Genomic DNA, 15,743 nt, shown 5'->3' with positions numbered 1-15,743 from the left:
CAGCATACCGGTAGGGAAAATCAGGAACGATTATCCCTGCCGGCTCAATTCATGCTCCACTTCCTGCAAAAGCATCATCCGTTCAACAGAATAGGTCAAGTCGTGAATCTGAAGATAATAGAGAAGTTCCTGCGCCTTATTTAATAAAGGAAAAGGAAGGCTGGATACATAACTGTCTTCGATCAGGAGTTTGGCCGCCAATTCCAGGCGTTGTAACCCGCAGCCGTCGTCTTGGTTCAAGGCCTGTTCGATTTCTTCCGGCGAATGCCCCAGCAAAAAAGCCGAATCCGTCTTCAATGCCGTGAAAGCCTGTTCGATCAGGTCCGGATTCTTATCCAGATCTTTCCCGCTCTTCCGATTGAACACGAGCCGGGCAAGCGCCTTGCCCAACTCTTCAATCTGTACCATGATAAAATCTCTTTTCAGCATACTTATTCATTTTCTACTGTAATACTAACGATGCGGATATCTTTCAGCGGACGGTCATACTTATCTGTCTTCTGGGCAGCAATCTGATCCAATACTTCAAACCCTTCCGTCAGTTCGCCGAAAATCGTATAAATACCATCCAGATGGTGGCAGCCGCCTACTGTCGTATAGGCTTTTCTCTGTTCGTCGGTAAATACCAGATGACCGGGTGTTGCCAGAATCATCGAGTCGATTTTGGCATTGATTGCCGCAACCCGCTTATTATATTCGCGCGGATTATCCATCTTAAGCATCTGCAACTGTACTTTTACCGGACGATAATATAAATCGAGTGCTTTCTTTCGGATTGCATAATTCTTTACTTTTTCCAAGGTATCCAATTCACCGCTTCGGTAAACCTTTCCTTCCACAATAAAGAACTGCGACATATCCGATTTCTTTTCCGGATTCACGTCATCATTCTGTCGCGGAGCCGCCAGTGCACCTTTCTTATGAAAATATTCCGGACGAAGTTCCGGCAAGATCTCGGCATCTTTATCACCGAAACCAACCCGTGCTCCCGGAGAAGCGTTTCGGGAATCAGGCGCACCACCTTGTATCATGAAATCTTTAATCACCCGCGTAAAAAGAGTTCCGTTATATTCTCCTTTTTTGGCCCGTTCGATGAACGTTTTCACATGGTTCGGAACATTGTCGTACAACTTGGCTTTCATCACTCCTACATTGGTTGTAATCGTAACAACCGGTTCATTGGCTTTCAACGGGCAGGCAAAAGCACCCGCCAGACTGAAGATTAATAAAAAGATAAGGTGTTTCATTTTTTTATGTTTTATCGGGTAAAGTTAAGACTTTATGTTGTTGAAACAAAAAAATAGTATTACCTTTGCACACTTATTAGAGGAATTTAAGTTTTTTAATGGTATTAGTATGAATTGGATTAATGATTTGATATGGGGCCAAGGAGTTGGGCATTCCATTCTGTTGTTATCTTTTGTGATTGCAGCGGGTATCCAATTGGGGAAAATAAAGGTTTTCGGAGTATCCCTGGGTATCACGCTCGTGTTGTTTGTTGGGATTATCATGGGACATTTCGGAATAACCATTAATCCGCACGTAATTCATTATTTCAAAGAGTTTGGTCTGATCTTGTTCGTGTATTCAGTCGGAATGCAAGTAGGACCGGGTTTCTTTTCTTCTTTTAAGGAAGGTGGTGTCACCTTAAACATGCTGGCCGGAGGAATCGTCTTATTAGGAGTGGCCACAGCTTTGGTGATACACTTCATCACAGGAATCCCTATTCCGACAATGGTCGGTATCTTATCGGGAGCTGTTACCAATACGCCGGGATTAGGTGCTGCCCAGCAGGCTTATTCTGATATGTATGGCGTGAGTGAGAACTCTATTCCGCTGGGATATGCCGTTGCTTATCCGCTGGGTGTTGTTGGTATCATTCTTTCTATTATCGTTATCCGTTACATCTTCCGGATTTCTTTCCAGAAAGAAAACGAACAGCTCGAACAAGCCGAGACTTCACACGCCAACGGAGCTATTCCGATTTCACTGGTCGTAAAGAATCCGGCCATTTTCAATAAGACAGTAGCTGAAATCTCTTCTTTACTCGAACATACCGACTTCGTTATTTCCCGAATCTGGAGAGACAGCGATAAGCAAATCGACATTGCTTCGGCCAATACGGTATTACACGAAAACGATAAGATCTTCGTGATTACGACAGAACAAGATGCGGAAAAGATCAAGATCTTCATCGGTGAAGCCATCGACATGGAGCGTAAGCAGTGGATCCGTATGGAAAGTCAGTTTGTCAACCGCCGTATCCTGATCACGAAACCGGAATTGAACGGAAAACGTTTAGGAGACCTGAAATTGCGTAAACTATATGGTATCAACATTACCCGAATCAACCGTGCCGGTGTTGACTTGGTTGCGAAACCGAATTTAAGTCTGCAAGTCGGTGACCGCGTTAATGTAGTAGGTACTGAAACAGCCGTATCAAATGTAGAGAAAGTATTGGGTAACTCTATGAAGCGCCTGAATGAGCCGAATCTGATCACTATCTTCGTTGGTATTGCATTAGGTATTATCTTAGGAAGTATCCCATTTACATTCCCGGGTATTCCTCAACCAGTGAAGTTAGGTCTTGCCGGAGGTCCGCTGATTGTAGCGATCCTGATCAGCCGTTTCGGTTATCACTACAAGCTGATTACCTATACAACACAAAGTGCCAACCTGATGCTTCGGGAAGTAGGTATTGCGATGTTCCTGGCCTGCGTTGGTTTAAGTGCCGGTGAAGGCTTCGTCGATACGATTGTTAACGATGGCGGTGTTGCGTGGATTGGCTACGGTTTCATCATAACTGTTGTTCCGTTGCTGATCATTGGTTGTGTTGCCCGTTATTTCTTCAAGATCAATTACTTCACATTAATGGGATTAATTGCCGGAAGTACAACTGACCCGCCAGCATTGGCTTATTCAAATGCAACAGCTGGAAACGATGCTCCGTCAGTAGGTTATGCAACTGTTTATCCGTTAACCATGTTCTTACGTGTATTGACGGCTCAATTAATGATTCTATTCTTCGCCTAATTTCTCATTATTTTAATTTATATGGCGGACATTTCGAAGGGAAACCGAACGGAATGTCCGCTTTTTTATAACCATATTGTATCTGAGTTATTGATAACACTAACCAATAAATACGGAGTATTTAATGGGTTACTTCGTTTAAAGCCAGAATAAAAAGAATTAGTTGCCGCGAATGTGTAACTAGATGTTTAATCAAATATACAACTACATATAAAAAATAAAGCCTCAACTGCAGAAACGCACTTGAGGCTTTACATATCAATTTTAAATCTATACCTTTTTATAAAAGGCTATCTGTTTATTCCCATTCGATTGTCGCATTAGGTTTCGGCGACATATCGTAGCAAACACGGTTCACATGCGGCACTTCTTTCAGAATACGATCTGTGATCTTCATCAAGATAGGCCAATCAACCGGTTCGATTGTAGCCGTCATAGCATCTACTGTATTGACAGCACGGATGATAACCGGCCATTCAAATGAACGGGCATTATCTCTGACTCCTACTGACTTGAAGTCTGGAACTACCGTAAAGTATTGCCAAACCTTCTTGTCTAATCCAGCCAACTGGAATTCTTCACGCAAAATAGCGTCTGCTTCCCGAACAGCTTCCAGTCTGTCGCGAGTAATCGCTCCCAAACAACGGACACCTAATCCAGGACCAGGGAACGGCTGACGATATACCATTTCGTAAGGCAAACCTAATTCTAAGCCACAAGCACGAACTTCGTCCTTGAACAACTGGCGCAAAGGTTCAACCAATTCGAACTTCAGGTCATCAGGCAGACCGCCTACATTATGATGAGACTTCACCATCTTGGCTGTTTTTGTACCACTCTCAACAATATCCGGATAAATAGTACCTTGACCCAAGAAATCGATACCATCCAACTTGCGGGCTTCTTCTTCAAATACGCGGATAAACTCACCACCGATGATCTTCCGTTTCTGTTCCGGATCAGCCACACCTGCCAGCTTATTCAGGAAACGATCAGTTGCATCTACATAGATCAGGTTCGCTTTCATCTGATGCTTGAATACTTCCACAACAGCTTCCGATTCTCCTTTACGCATTAAACCGTGATTTACATGTACGCAAACCAAATTGTTACCAATAGCCTTCAGCAATAAAGCAGCCACTACAGAACTGTCAACACCACCCGACAAAGCCAACAACACCTTCCGGTCGCCAACCTGACGTCTGATCAGTTCAATCTGATCGTTGATGAAGTTCGGCATATTCCAATTGGCTTCTGCATGACATACATCGAATACAAATGACTTAACGGCCGACTGAATAGCCTCCATATCATTATTGAATTCCGGTAATTTTGTCTCACACAAAGCCTTGTCGTGTCCGGCTGACATGACAGGAATACCTAATGTATAAATCTCTGGACGCACATCAATAGCCACACCATCAATAATATGATTGGGACCACCATTGATAATGATACCCTTTACATTCGGCAATTTCTTGATTTCTTCGGCAGTAATATCGTGCGGATAGATTTCACTATAAACTCCCAACGCACGAATGGCTCTTGCCAAAACCGTGTTTTCATGACTACCCAAGTCTAAGATGATAATCATATCTTGTTTCATAGATATATCTCCTATATTGTTGTAAGTTAATAATCAGATAAAAGTTAATGCCTTAGCTTATTCCCACTCGATTGTTGCAGGTGGTTTTGAGCTGATGTCATACACTACGCGGTTGACACCTTTTACTTTATTGATGATCTCGTTAGAAACCTTGGCCAGGAATTCGTATGGCAAATGAGCCCAGTCTGCCGTCATGGCATCCGACGAAGTAACTGCTCGCAAGGCAACTGTATTTTCATACGTACGTTCGTCACCCATCACACCAACCGACTGGATAGGCAACAAGATTGCTCCTGCCTGCCAGATCTTGTCATACAAGCCCCATTCACGCATCAATGACATATAAATATCATCTGCCTCTTGCAGGATGCGTACTTTCTCAGGTGTAATATCACCCAAAATACGAATACCTAAACCAGGACCTGGGAACGGATGACGCTTGATCAGATGTTCCTGCATACCCAATTCGATACCAACCCGGCGAACCTCATCCTTAAACAACAGGCGCAAAGGTTCTACCAGCTTCAGGTTCATCTTTGCTGGCAGACCACCTACATTATGATGACTCTTGATTGTTGTTCCGGTAATTGATAAAGATTCGATCACATCCGGATAGATGGTTCCTTGTCCCAACCATTTAATATCTTTCAGCTTGTGTGCTTCTTCATCAAACACATCGATGAAACCTTTACCGATTATCTTACGTTTCTTTTCCGGCTCAGTTACACCAGCCAGCTCACGATAGAATTTGTCCTTTGCATTGACACCGATCACGTTCAATCCCAGATGTTCATAATCGCGCAATACGTTTTCGAATTCATTCTTTCGCAGCAAACCATGATCGACAAAGATACAAGTCAGGTTTTTACCGATCGCTTTATTCAGCAGAACAGCAGTCACCGACGAATCAACACCTCCGGATAAAGCCAGAATCACTTTGTCGTCACCCAGCTTTTCTTTCAGTTCGACAACTGTCGACTCGATGAAAGAAGCAGGAGTCCAATCCTTGGCGCAACCACAGATATTCAAGAAATTGTCGAGTAACTTGGTTCCGTCAGTCGAATGGAATACTTCCGGATGGAATTGTACGCCCCATGTATTTTCACCTTCAATATGATAAGCCGCATTCTGCACATCATTTGTGCTAGCTATGATCTTGAAGTTGTCTGGCAACTGTGTGATCGTATCACCATGCGACATCCAAATTTGTGAACCCGACTGAATACCTTTAAATAAAGGATCATTTTCATCAATAGAAGTCAAGTTGGCCCGGCCATACTCGCGCGAGTTGGCTGGTTCTACTTTTCCGCCGGATGAATAGGCAATAAATTGTGCACCATAGCAAATACCCAGCACCGGATATTTACCACGAATCTGACTCAGATCAATTTTAAAGGCACTTTCATCATAAACAGAATAAGGACTTCCAGAGAGGATCACACCTTTTACATCTGTTGCATCATGCGGAAACTTGTTGTAGGGAACGATTTCGCAGTACATATTCAACTCTCTGACGCGCCGGCCTATGAGCTGCGTAGTCTGCGAACCGAAATCAAGAATGATAAGTCTTTCGTGCATGCGATTATCTTTATTAGAATATTTGTGCAAAGGTAATAAAATATTGCCTGATTCTACAGGACCCCGGCCGATTTCTTCCGTCAGCCAACGGAAAAAGAATATAGTATAATTAATTCGGAAGAAATTATCGTTCCGGTTCTGGCTTTTCCAACTACTTTTGCAACCAGGATATTAACTAAACAATCGAAGGATCATGATACAGATTAAACCTTTTTTACTAGCTGGAATTTCCGGTTTGTTTTCGGTGTTCTCACTGACGGCACAATCGTCGCCCGAAGAAGTTCATGTACTGCAGAAACAAATTCTGAACGAAGGCTTAATGACGCAAGTGGACCAGATGGCTCGCCAAGTTGCTTCCGGCGGATTTAATGCCGGCGACGGATATGGCGAAGTCTGGATACGCGACTATAATACTTTTATCGAACTGGCCATGGAAGTCATGCCCGACGAAGCCATCCGTTCCAATCTGAATACATTCTTTCATTTCCAGGGGAAAACCGGGGATATTGTAGATGGTTTCCTGGATATCAAGAAAGCGGAAATAGGAAAAGAAGGTGGATATAAATATCGCCTGTCGGAAACGGAACCTCGCTTTGCGGCACACAAGAACACCGTGGAAACGGATCAGGAGGCTTCGTTGATCCAGGCTATTTATAAATATGTAAAGCGGAGCGGCAACACGGCCTATCTACAGACGAAGATTGAAGGCAAAACGGTCCTCGAACGGATGGAATGGGCGTTGGAATATCTCCTCAACGAGAAGTATAACAAGCAATACGGATTGTTGATCGGTGCGACAACAGCCGACTGGGGCGATGTGCAACCGGAACATCCGTGGGGCGTCGAGATCGACAAGGATACTCATTTTTCCATCGATATTTACGACAACGCCATGATGGTCTTGGCGCTGAACAATTACCTGGAACTGGAAAGCAATACAGCCAAACAACAGAAGTGGACACAGGTGCGCGACGAGTTGAAGAAGAATATCCGTACACACTTGTGGGACGAAAAGAACCGCAAGTTCATTCCGCATATCTATCTTGACGGCTCTCCTTTCCCGGCCAGTTTCGATGAGAATCAGATCTATTATCATGGTGGAACCACTATTGCCATCCTGGCTGGCCTGCTCTCGAAAGAGGAAATCAAAGAAGCCAACCAGAAGATGCTGGAGAATATGAAAGCTGCGCATGCACAGACCATCGGTCTGACGATGTATCCGACTTATCCGGCCGGCTCATTCAAAAATGTGGGCATGTATCCGTATGGCTATCAGAACGGAGGCGACTGGACTTGGTTTGGCGGACGAATGATCCAGGCACTGATAGAGAATGGTTTTATCCGGGAAGCTTATACCGAAATCTTACCAATGTTACGGCGCATTGTCAGCAACCAAGGTTTCTATGAATGGTACACGCCGGGTGGCGAACCTAAAGGTTCCGGCACATTCCGGGGCGAGGCTGGTGTCTTGTTTACTGCCATGAACATGTTGAAAGAGTGGGCTGAGAACCAACAGGTGCAGTCTTTAGACCAGGCGAAAGGCAGCATGGTTCTATTCACGTTCGGGCAATCGAATTCGGCTAATCACGGACAGGGTTTGTATCAGCCTGCCAAGACGGTCTATAATTACTACGACGGCAAATTATACCAGGCTGCCGATCCACTGATCGGTGCAACAGGTGAAGGCGGCAGTGTCTGGACCCGACTGGGAGACAAGCTGATCGAAGCCGGAATGACAGAAAAGGTGACAATCGTCCCGATTGGTGTGGGCGGTGTCCGCATCGGGGCGTGGGCTAAAGGTGGCGAATTGCACGAACTGCTGATCCGCACCGTTGAACAAATGAAGAAAGACCGGATCGAACCGGATTATATCTTGTGGCACCAAGGCGAGACCGACAATATCCTGAATACGCCAAAAGCTGATTATATCCGCATGTTCGAGACAATCCGCGAAGTGTTCCGCTCACGAGGTATCAAGGCGCCGATCGTCATCGCACAGGCCAGCTATCATCCGAATTGCCTGGAAGAAGACAACGGCAACAGCGCCGAAATCCGGGCGGCACAAAAGGCATTGGCCGATCAGTATCCGGATATTTACTTAGGACCAGACACCGACCAGTTGAACCAGCTTTGGCAACGGGCCGATGGCATCCATTTCTCTACCAAAGGGCAGGATCTGCATGCAGCCATGTGGCTGGAAAGCCTGAAGCAAGTGAAATAAGGAGGATTTGATTTCCCCGACTGAAAAGGAGATATCTTCGAAGAGAAAGGTATCTCCTTTTTCATTTTAAGTCCCGACGCTGACGATTGAATCAGCATTTATGGTAAATTTGCCGGAAAAAGAAAAGACGATGATGGAACTATCAAATAAATGGGTGGATACACTGCATGCCTGGGGCATTCATGGCATCATGCTGCAAATAGTAACAGTAGCAGCGATCCTGGTGATTGCGTTTATACTCGATTATGTCTGTCGCCGGGGAATTATCCCGATGATCCGGAAAGTGGTCCGCAAGACCAAGATTGAATGGGATGATTATCTACTGAACGACAAGGTGCTCGACAATACCTGTCACCTGATTCCGCCGATCGTCATTTACCTGTTGCTTCCCCTCGCCTTTCCGCCGCAGTCGCCATTATTATCTTATCTGCTGATGTTCTCGCAGATCTATATTGTGGTGGTCACAGTGCGGCTGATCAATGCGGTCATTTCTTCGCTTTACGAATTGTCGAACCGGAGCGACAAACTGAAAGACCGTCCGCTGAAAGGAGTTTATCAGATGATGAAAATGGTTGTGATCGGAGTCGGCGCTATCATCATCTTCAGCTTGTTGCTGGATAAAGATCCTAGCCGCCTGCTCACCGGCCTGGGTGCTTCGGCGGCTATTCTGATGTTGGTGTTTAAAGACACGATCATGGGTCTGGTGGCCGGTGTGCAACTAAGTGCCTACGATATGCTTCGTCCGGGCGACTGGATTTCCATGCCGAAGTATGGAGCTGACGGCATCGTGCAGGAAGTCACCTTGAATACGGTCAAGGTGCAAAACTGGGATAATACGATAACAACGATTCCGCCATACGCCTTGGTCAGCGATTCCTTCCAGAACTGGCGGGGCATGCGCGAAAGCGGTGGCCGACGCATCAAACGGTCGCTTCACATTGACATGAACTCGATCCGCTTTTGTACTGCCGACGAAATGGACTATTTCGCCGCACAGGGTTGGATCAGCGAAGCGGAAAAAGCCGGTGGTCAAATCGTCAATCTCCATGTTTTCTGCCATTACATCGAGCGCTACTTGCGGAGCTTGCAGGAAGTGAATACCGGAATGACACTGATGGTCCGTCAGTTGCAGCCCCTGCCTGAAGGACTGCCGGTCGAACTGTACTTCTTCACGACACACAAGGATTGGATTCCCTACGAACGTCTGCAGGCCAAGGTATTCGAACACCTGTTTGCCGTCATCGGCACCTTCGGATTACGGGTTTATCAAAAGCCTTCCAGCCTGGATTTGGAACGCATGAACCGGAGTATCTGAGGTTTTCATCTTAAAAATATATAAATACGGAGAGGGCTTTCCTTCATAACTAAATTAATACTACTTTTGCGTGTTTATTTTTAGGAACTTTAAGAGTATGGATTCAGAAAAGAAAGAGACGAAAGAGATAAATAAAATGTCAATGCTGATTTTGGCAGTTATTATTCTGATTTTGGTGATAGCAGGAGCTGCTTATTATATATTCCATCAGCAACAGCAAATGGAAGAAATGACTCAGTCGTTCGACTTGGAAAAGGAAATGATGGCCGACGACCTGAATGAGCTTTCCCTGCAATACGAAGGATATAAATTCAGTGTCAGCAATGACTCTCTGGTTGCTTTATTGACAACCGAACAAGCCAAGGTACAACGCCTGATGGAAGAGTTGCGTACCGTCAAATCAACCAATGCCAAAGAAATTGCCCGCCTGAAGAAAGAGTTGGCTACTTTGCGGAAGATCATGCGCAATTATGTGATCCAGATCGACTCACTGAACCGGGCGAACGAACAGCTGAAGGTGGAAAAGAACGAAGCAGTCAAGAAATATCGCCAGGCTTCTACAACGGCAGCCAGCCTGAAACGGGAAAAAGAGAAGTTGACCGAACGGGTAACGTTGGCCAGCAAACTCGATGCAACGAGTATTTCGGTCACACCGGTCAATTCGCGCGGCAAACTGGCCAAGCGGATCAAGAAGATGGAACAGTTTGTCATCAACTTCAAGATCGCCAAGAATGTGATGGCTCCGGTCGGCGAAAAAGTCGTTTATGTCCGCATCATGAAACCCGACGATGATATCCTGGTGAAAAGCCGGGGCGATGTCTTCACGTTCGAAGGCAAAGACATCAATTATTCAATCAAGAAAATGATCGAATACGAAGGCGAAGAAGTTCCGGTAACGATGTACTGGAACATCGAAGAGTTCCTCTCTCCGGGTACTTATCGGGTAGATATCTTTGCCGATGGCAATCTGATTGGTCAACGTTCTTTCACGCTCGAAGAATAACGGATGAATCCGGAGAAGCCTTTTACGCGTTTGCTGGCGGATTTACCTGAGGCCCTGGCTCAAGACGATGTTTTTGTGAATGAGTTGAAGAGTCATGCCCGTGTCATCACGCTCAAGAAGGGCGATTTATTGCTCCGCACCGGCGAAGTCTGCCAGAACGCCTATTTCATCAACAAAGGGCTTTTCGTCAATATCTTCATGACAGACAAGGGGAAGGAATGTGTCACCGGTTTCTCTTCCGACGATCAGTATCCTTTCCTTTCCGAAATCAGCTACATCACTCAGACACCTTCCAGCTTCGAGATCAAGGCGCTCGAAGACAGTGAGCTGCTGTGTTTCTCGCGCGTCTCGATCGAAGACCTGTCTCTTCGCTATCCGCTTTTCGCGTCTTATTATCAGCGTGCGATGTTGGTCATCATCTCCAAACTCTATATGATGTTCGCCATCCTGCAATCTTATACAGCCGAAGAGTTTATCAAATATTTGTACGAGCACTACAAATGGATCATCAACCGTGTTCCAGATAAATACATCGCGCTCTACATGGGCATCAGCACATCTTGGTATTGCAAGCTGAAACGCCGCATCTTCAGTCTTTAGAGAAAGAGAATCTATATTATACAATAAGCGCCGGCTTGTTGTGCTCGTGCACTGACAGCCGGCGCTTATTGGCATTTCTATCAGGGATTCCAACCTTTCGGCAGTTATTCAAAGCTGGATTTCTTCCAGGTGAATACTTTCGGTGTATCTTTCAGGAAGGGCTTCAGCTTCTTCTGGGTTTCCTTATCCAAATACTCCGGCGTCGTATAGGTTTGTGTCAGGGTATAATCGTCCGGACTCAGTTGGAAACGGAACAGATCCATGTCCAAGCGGGATGTCGATTCGATATAAGTGACCGACGACTTGTCGGCATCTTCCCGGATAAACCAGTCAGCTGCAACGGGAGTCAGCATATCAGTCGCATCCAGCGGTTTCCAGTCGGGTGAAAAGAACGACACGCGGCTATCGGCCACCGGCCCTTTCACCGTCACTACCTGGCAGATCACAAACGTATTATTGACCAGCGGCAAGAGTTTCATCTCGATCGTGGTCCGTTCCGTCGATTGCAACAACAAGTAGTTATCGGTCAGCTTTTCCAATGTCGAATATCCGTTCATGTTGTTCTTCAACCGCGCTTTCTCGTTAGAGCGATACAAATCCACCAGATCTTTCCGCCAGGCATCTTCCAGTTGCGGAACATATTCGTCGGGCATCGCGATAAACACCGCTGCCATATCCTGCGCTTTCAACGGCAACACACTCATCACCAGCAGGCATAATAATACGATTCGTTTCATACGTTCTTCTATCTTTATCATCTTGTTCCCAAATATAAGAATATCATACCTATCAAAACCAACAGCAGGTCGATTGCCTTGTTCTTCAGATTCTTTTCATGGAAGAACAAAGCTCCGGCCGCAAAGGTAACCAAAACATTACTTCTACGGATCATCGAGACGATCGAAATCATCGAATCCGGATCACTCAGGGCATAAAAATACACCCAGTCAGCAATACAAAGGAAGACGGATATGAAGATAATATTCCACCGCCAGGTAAAAGGCGTGGTGTGTTTCCGTCGCGGATACCACAGGAAAAGCAGGATCGCCAGCATGATGGCACACTGATAGACGTTAAACCACACCTGCACGGTCATCACGTCCAGACTGCCCATCAGGTATTTGTCGTACAAACCGCTCAATGAGCCCAGCATCACCGACAGGACGGTAAAATAAATCCACTTGTTGTGGGTGAAGCGGATGCCTTCTTTCTTTCCCGAGACCGAGAGCAGATAAAACGAGGCGACCGCAAAGGCCACACCGATCCACTGATACAGATTCAGCCGCTCACCGAAGATCACCAGCGCGCCCACCAGTGTCAGTACCGGCTGCGTCGCCTTGATTGGTCCGGACAAAGTCAACGGCAGATGCTTCAGGGCAAAATAGCCGAAGATCCACGAGGAAAGGACTATCACGGCCTTGATGAATACAGCGACATGGGTTTCAAACGACACGCGGGGTACATAGAGCAGCGAGCCGTCCAACACATCTGTCGTATAGGAAAGCACAATAAAGGGCAAGAATATCAGACTGCTGAACAGCGTATTGAAAAACAATACCGGAATCACTGCATTCCTGTTGAGCGACATCTTCTTATTCACCTCGTAACAGCCCAGCAGAAAAGCAGACAGAAAAGCATAAAGAACCCACATATTTCTTGAGTTTTTGTTTGGTTATACTTCGAATAATCGGTCGGGATAAGTCACATTCACCAGATACAGGGCATGGCCCGGAGCCGATGTGCCGGCTTTGCCCCGGTCTTTGGCTTCGATCACCTGGCGGAAACCGTCGACCGACATCTTGCCGCGCCCCACTTCCAGCAGCGTTCCCACAATGGCACGCACCATATTCCGCAAGAAACGGTCGGCCCGGATCGTGAAGACCCACAAATCGCCTTCCTGCTTCCAGCCTGCCTCATAAATACGGCAATTGTTGGTCTTGACATCGGTGTGCAACTTGCTGAAGCTGGTAAAATCCACATAGTCGAACAGCACCCGGCAAGCCTCGTTCATACGGTCGAAGTCCAGTTTCCCCAGATAACGGTACACCAAATCATAGCGGAAAGGATCTTTCTGCATCGTCAGGTAATACTGATACGTTCGGGAAGTGGCATCAAAACGGGCGTGTGCCTCAGGAATCACCGGCACAATCCGATAAATCACAATGTCTTTCGGCAACAGGCGGTTCAGCTTGTCTGCCAGAAAAGCCGGGTCAGGCAAAGTTTCTGTCCAGTCAAAATGGGCCACCATCAGGCGGGCATGCACGCCGGCATCCGTCCGTCCGGCACCCACAATCGAAACCGGCTGTCTGAGGATGGTCGAAAGTGCTTCTTCAATACATTGCTGTACGGTCATGCCGTTCGGCTGTATCTGCCATCCACAAAAGGATTTGCCGTTATATCCTAAATAAATAAAGTATCTTTTCACAGGCATAAGTTTAGTACGAAATACGTTCCTAAGAATGCTATTTTCAAGGCAAAGGTACAAAGAAATCCGGCTATGACCTTGTACATCCCACTGAAATACCTATTTTTGCAAAAAATAAACCTTCATAACATCTTAACAAATTGCACAATTATGTTTGAATCTTTATTGCAGACTTCCTATTTCGCCTTGTTCCTGATCATCTCGCTCGGATTTATCCTGGGACGGATCAAGATCAAAGGCCTTTCGCTCGATGTATCAGCCGTTATCTTCATCGCTTTGCTGTTCGGGCACTTCGGAGTAACCATTCCCAAAGCCTTAGGCGACATCGGTCTGGTGCTTTTCATCTTCACCATCGGAATCCAGGCAGGTCCGGGTTTCTTCGATTCTTTCCGTTCGAAAGGGAAAACACTCATCATCCTGGCGCTGCTCATTGTCGGTTCGGCCAGCATCACCGGGATCATCTTCAAATATGCCCTGGGCATTGATACGCCCAGCATCGTGGGCCTGATAGCCGGAGCCCTGACCAGTACGCCGGGTCTGGCTGTTGCCATCGATACTACCCAGTCGTCATCGGCTTCCATCGCCTATGGTATCGCCTATCCTTTCGGTGTGATCGGCGTGATCCTGTTCGTCAAGCTGCTGCCCAAGCTGCTGCGGATTGATGTCGAGGCCGAAGCCCGGAAGCTGGAAATAGAACGCCGGGGCCAGTTCCCAGAACTGAACCGGGCCACGTTTCGGGTAGAGAACCAGAAGGTCATCGGCAAGAGTATCGCCCAGCTTCAGTTCCGCAACATGACGGGCGCCGTGGTTTCGCGCATCAAGCACGGAGCAGAGATTATCATCCCTACGGCTCATTCGGTACTGAAGAAAGACGACTTGATCCGCGTAGTGGGCAACGACCGCTCGTTCGAACAGGTCAAGCTGCTGATCGGCGAGCAAGTGGACGAGGATATTCCTTTCACACAGACGCAGGAGCTGCAATCGTTATTGCTAACCAATAAAAACATCATCGGCCATACGCTGGGTGAACTGAACCTGCAAAGCTCGTTCGGCTGTACCGTGACGCGCGTGCGCCGAAGCGGCATCGACCTGATTGCCGAGCCGAACCTGGCACTCAAGTTTGGCGACAAACTGATGGTGGCTGGTGAGAAACAAAGCCTGGATGAATTGAGTCAATATGTGGGCAACGACGAAAAGAAACTCTCGGATACCGACTTCTTCCCCATCGCGATGGGTATCGTGCTGGGTGTATTGTTCGGAAAACTGAGCCTCTCTTTCTCCGACAGCTTCTCCTTCTCGCCCGGACTGACCGGAGGCATCCTGATGGTGGCTCTTATTTTAAGCGCCGTCGGAAAGACCGGCCCTATTATCTGGAGTATGTCCGGACCGGCCAACCAGCTCTTGCGCCAGCTCGGTCTGCTGTTCTTCTTAAGTGAAGTCGGCACATCGGCCGGAAGTAACCTGGTTGCTACATTCCAGGAAAGCGGCTGGACACTGTTTGGTGTCGGGATGGCCATCACCCTCGTTCCGATGATCGTCGCCCTGGTGTTCGGATACTGGGTATTCAAAATAAATATCCTCGACCTGCTCGGAACCATTGCCGGAGGAATGACCAGCACACCCGGACTGGCAGCAGCCGATTCGATGGCCGACAGCTCGGCACCCAGCATTGCCTACGCTACGGTCTATCCCATTGCCATGGTCTTCCTGATCTTGTTCATCCAGTTCATTGCAGGGGTTATCTAAACAAGCCTTTTTACAAATAGTACATTAAACAGGCTTTTTGCAGACAAAAAGTCTGTTTAATTCTTTTTATACTAACTCTCATTTTGGCTTTTCGAACAAAAAAACGAGAAAATTAGTATATTTTCATCCATTTTTGATCAAAAACATCCGTTTTTCCTATTCATTTTCCACTTTTTCATGCCTAGATTTTCGCTAATTCATAACCATCTTTGAACA

General features: G+C 46.6%; 13 protein-coding genes. 6 read left to right on the top strand and 7 right to left on the bottom strand.

Annotated elements, in window-relative coordinates:
* Window positions 1-30: 30 nt before the first annotated feature.
* Together MUN53_RS04825 and MUN53_RS04820 are read right to left on the bottom strand one after the other, a co-directional pair.
* Complete coding sequence (locus MUN53_RS04825) at window positions 31-429, bottom strand: hypothetical protein (RefSeq protein ID WP_243323626.1); 399 nt, start codon at window positions 427-429, stop codon at window positions 31-33.
* A 2-nt stretch (window positions 430-431) separates the two neighbouring features.
* Entirely contained in the window at window positions 432-1,247 is an 816-nt protein-coding gene (locus MUN53_RS04820; RefSeq protein ID WP_243323624.1) for a peptidylprolyl isomerase, read from the bottom strand.
* A gap of 109 nt (window positions 1,248-1,356) precedes the next feature.
* Here MUN53_RS04820 and MUN53_RS04815 point away from each other — a divergent pair, with 109 nt between their 5' ends.
* Window positions 1,357-3,033: a putative transporter gene (locus MUN53_RS04815; protein ID WP_243323623.1), complete on the top strand. Its 1,677-nt coding sequence runs from the start codon at window positions 1,357-1,359 to the stop codon at window positions 3,031-3,033.
* 298 nt (window positions 3,034-3,331) lie between these two features.
* On the opposite strand, the gene guaA (MUN53_RS04810) is transcribed toward MUN53_RS04815, so the two are convergent.
* Entirely contained in the window at window positions 3,332-4,639 is a 1,308-nt protein-coding gene (gene guaA / locus MUN53_RS04810) for a glutamine-hydrolyzing GMP synthase (RefSeq protein WP_243323622.1), read from the bottom strand.
* A 57-nt stretch (window positions 4,640-4,696) separates the two neighbouring features.
* Window positions 4,697-6,217, bottom strand: coding sequence for a glutamine-hydrolyzing GMP synthase (gene guaA, locus MUN53_RS04805; protein ID WP_243323621.1), 1,521 nt, complete (start codon window positions 6,215-6,217; stop codon window positions 4,697-4,699).
* A 193-nt stretch (window positions 6,218-6,410) separates the two neighbouring features.
* Between guaA (MUN53_RS04805) and MUN53_RS04800 the strand changes: the two genes are divergently transcribed.
* The 4 genes from MUN53_RS04800 to MUN53_RS04780 all read left to right on the top strand — a co-directional run bounded on the left by MUN53_RS04800 (window position 6,411) and on the right by MUN53_RS04780 (window position 11,356).
* Window positions 6,411-8,438, top strand: a complete 2,028-nt coding sequence (locus MUN53_RS04800; protein WP_243323620.1) for a sialate O-acetylesterase — start codon at window positions 6,411-6,413, stop codon at window positions 8,436-8,438.
* A 130-nt stretch (window positions 8,439-8,568) separates the two neighbouring features.
* A complete protein-coding gene (locus tag MUN53_RS18330; protein WP_317236339.1) occupies window positions 8,569-9,753 on the top strand; it encodes a mechanosensitive ion channel family protein in 1,185 nt (394 codons plus the stop codon).
* Between the two features lie 97 nt (window positions 9,754-9,850).
* Entirely contained in the window at window positions 9,851-10,756 is a 906-nt protein-coding gene (locus tag MUN53_RS04785) for a hypothetical protein (RefSeq protein WP_243323617.1), read from the top strand.
* Between the two features lie 75 nt (window positions 10,757-10,831).
* On the top strand, window positions 10,832-11,356 hold the full coding sequence (locus MUN53_RS04780; protein ID WP_243323615.1) for a Crp/Fnr family transcriptional regulator: 525 nt from the start codon (window positions 10,832-10,834) through the stop codon (window positions 11,354-11,356).
* 104 nt (window positions 11,357-11,460) lie between these two features.
* On the opposite strand, the gene MUN53_RS04775 is transcribed toward MUN53_RS04780, so the two are convergent.
* Genes MUN53_RS04775 through truA form a run of 3 tightly spaced genes read right to left on the bottom strand, consistent with a single transcriptional unit; the run spans window position 11,461 to window position 13,781 of the window.
* Entirely contained in the window at window positions 11,461-12,114 is a 654-nt protein-coding gene (locus tag MUN53_RS04775; RefSeq protein ID WP_243323614.1) for a DUF3256 family protein, read from the bottom strand.
* Window positions 12,111-13,007 (bottom strand): DMT family transporter, encoded by an 897-nt coding sequence (locus tag MUN53_RS04770; RefSeq protein ID WP_243323612.1) that lies wholly within the window; start codon window positions 13,005-13,007, stop codon window positions 12,111-12,113. Before MUN53_RS04770 ends, MUN53_RS04775 begins: the two co-directional genes overlap by 4 nt.
* Before the next feature lie 21 nt (window positions 13,008-13,028).
* Window positions 13,029-13,781, bottom strand: coding sequence for a tRNA pseudouridine(38-40) synthase TruA (truA, locus tag MUN53_RS04765; protein WP_243323610.1), 753 nt, complete (start codon window positions 13,779-13,781; stop codon window positions 13,029-13,031).
* Between the two features lie 150 nt (window positions 13,782-13,931).
* Here truA and MUN53_RS04760 point away from each other — a divergent pair, with 150 nt between their 5' ends.
* A complete protein-coding gene (locus MUN53_RS04760; RefSeq protein ID WP_243323609.1) occupies window positions 13,932-15,527 on the top strand; it encodes an aspartate:alanine exchanger family transporter in 1,596 nt (531 codons plus the stop codon).
* Window positions 15,528-15,743 lie beyond the last annotated feature (216 nt).

It is taken from the genome of Parabacteroides faecalis (genome assembly GCF_022809355.1).
Lineage (GTDB): Bacteria > Bacteroidota > Bacteroidia > Bacteroidales > Tannerellaceae > Parabacteroides > Parabacteroides faecalis.
This window is presented reverse-complemented; position numbering and strand designations above follow the sequence as displayed.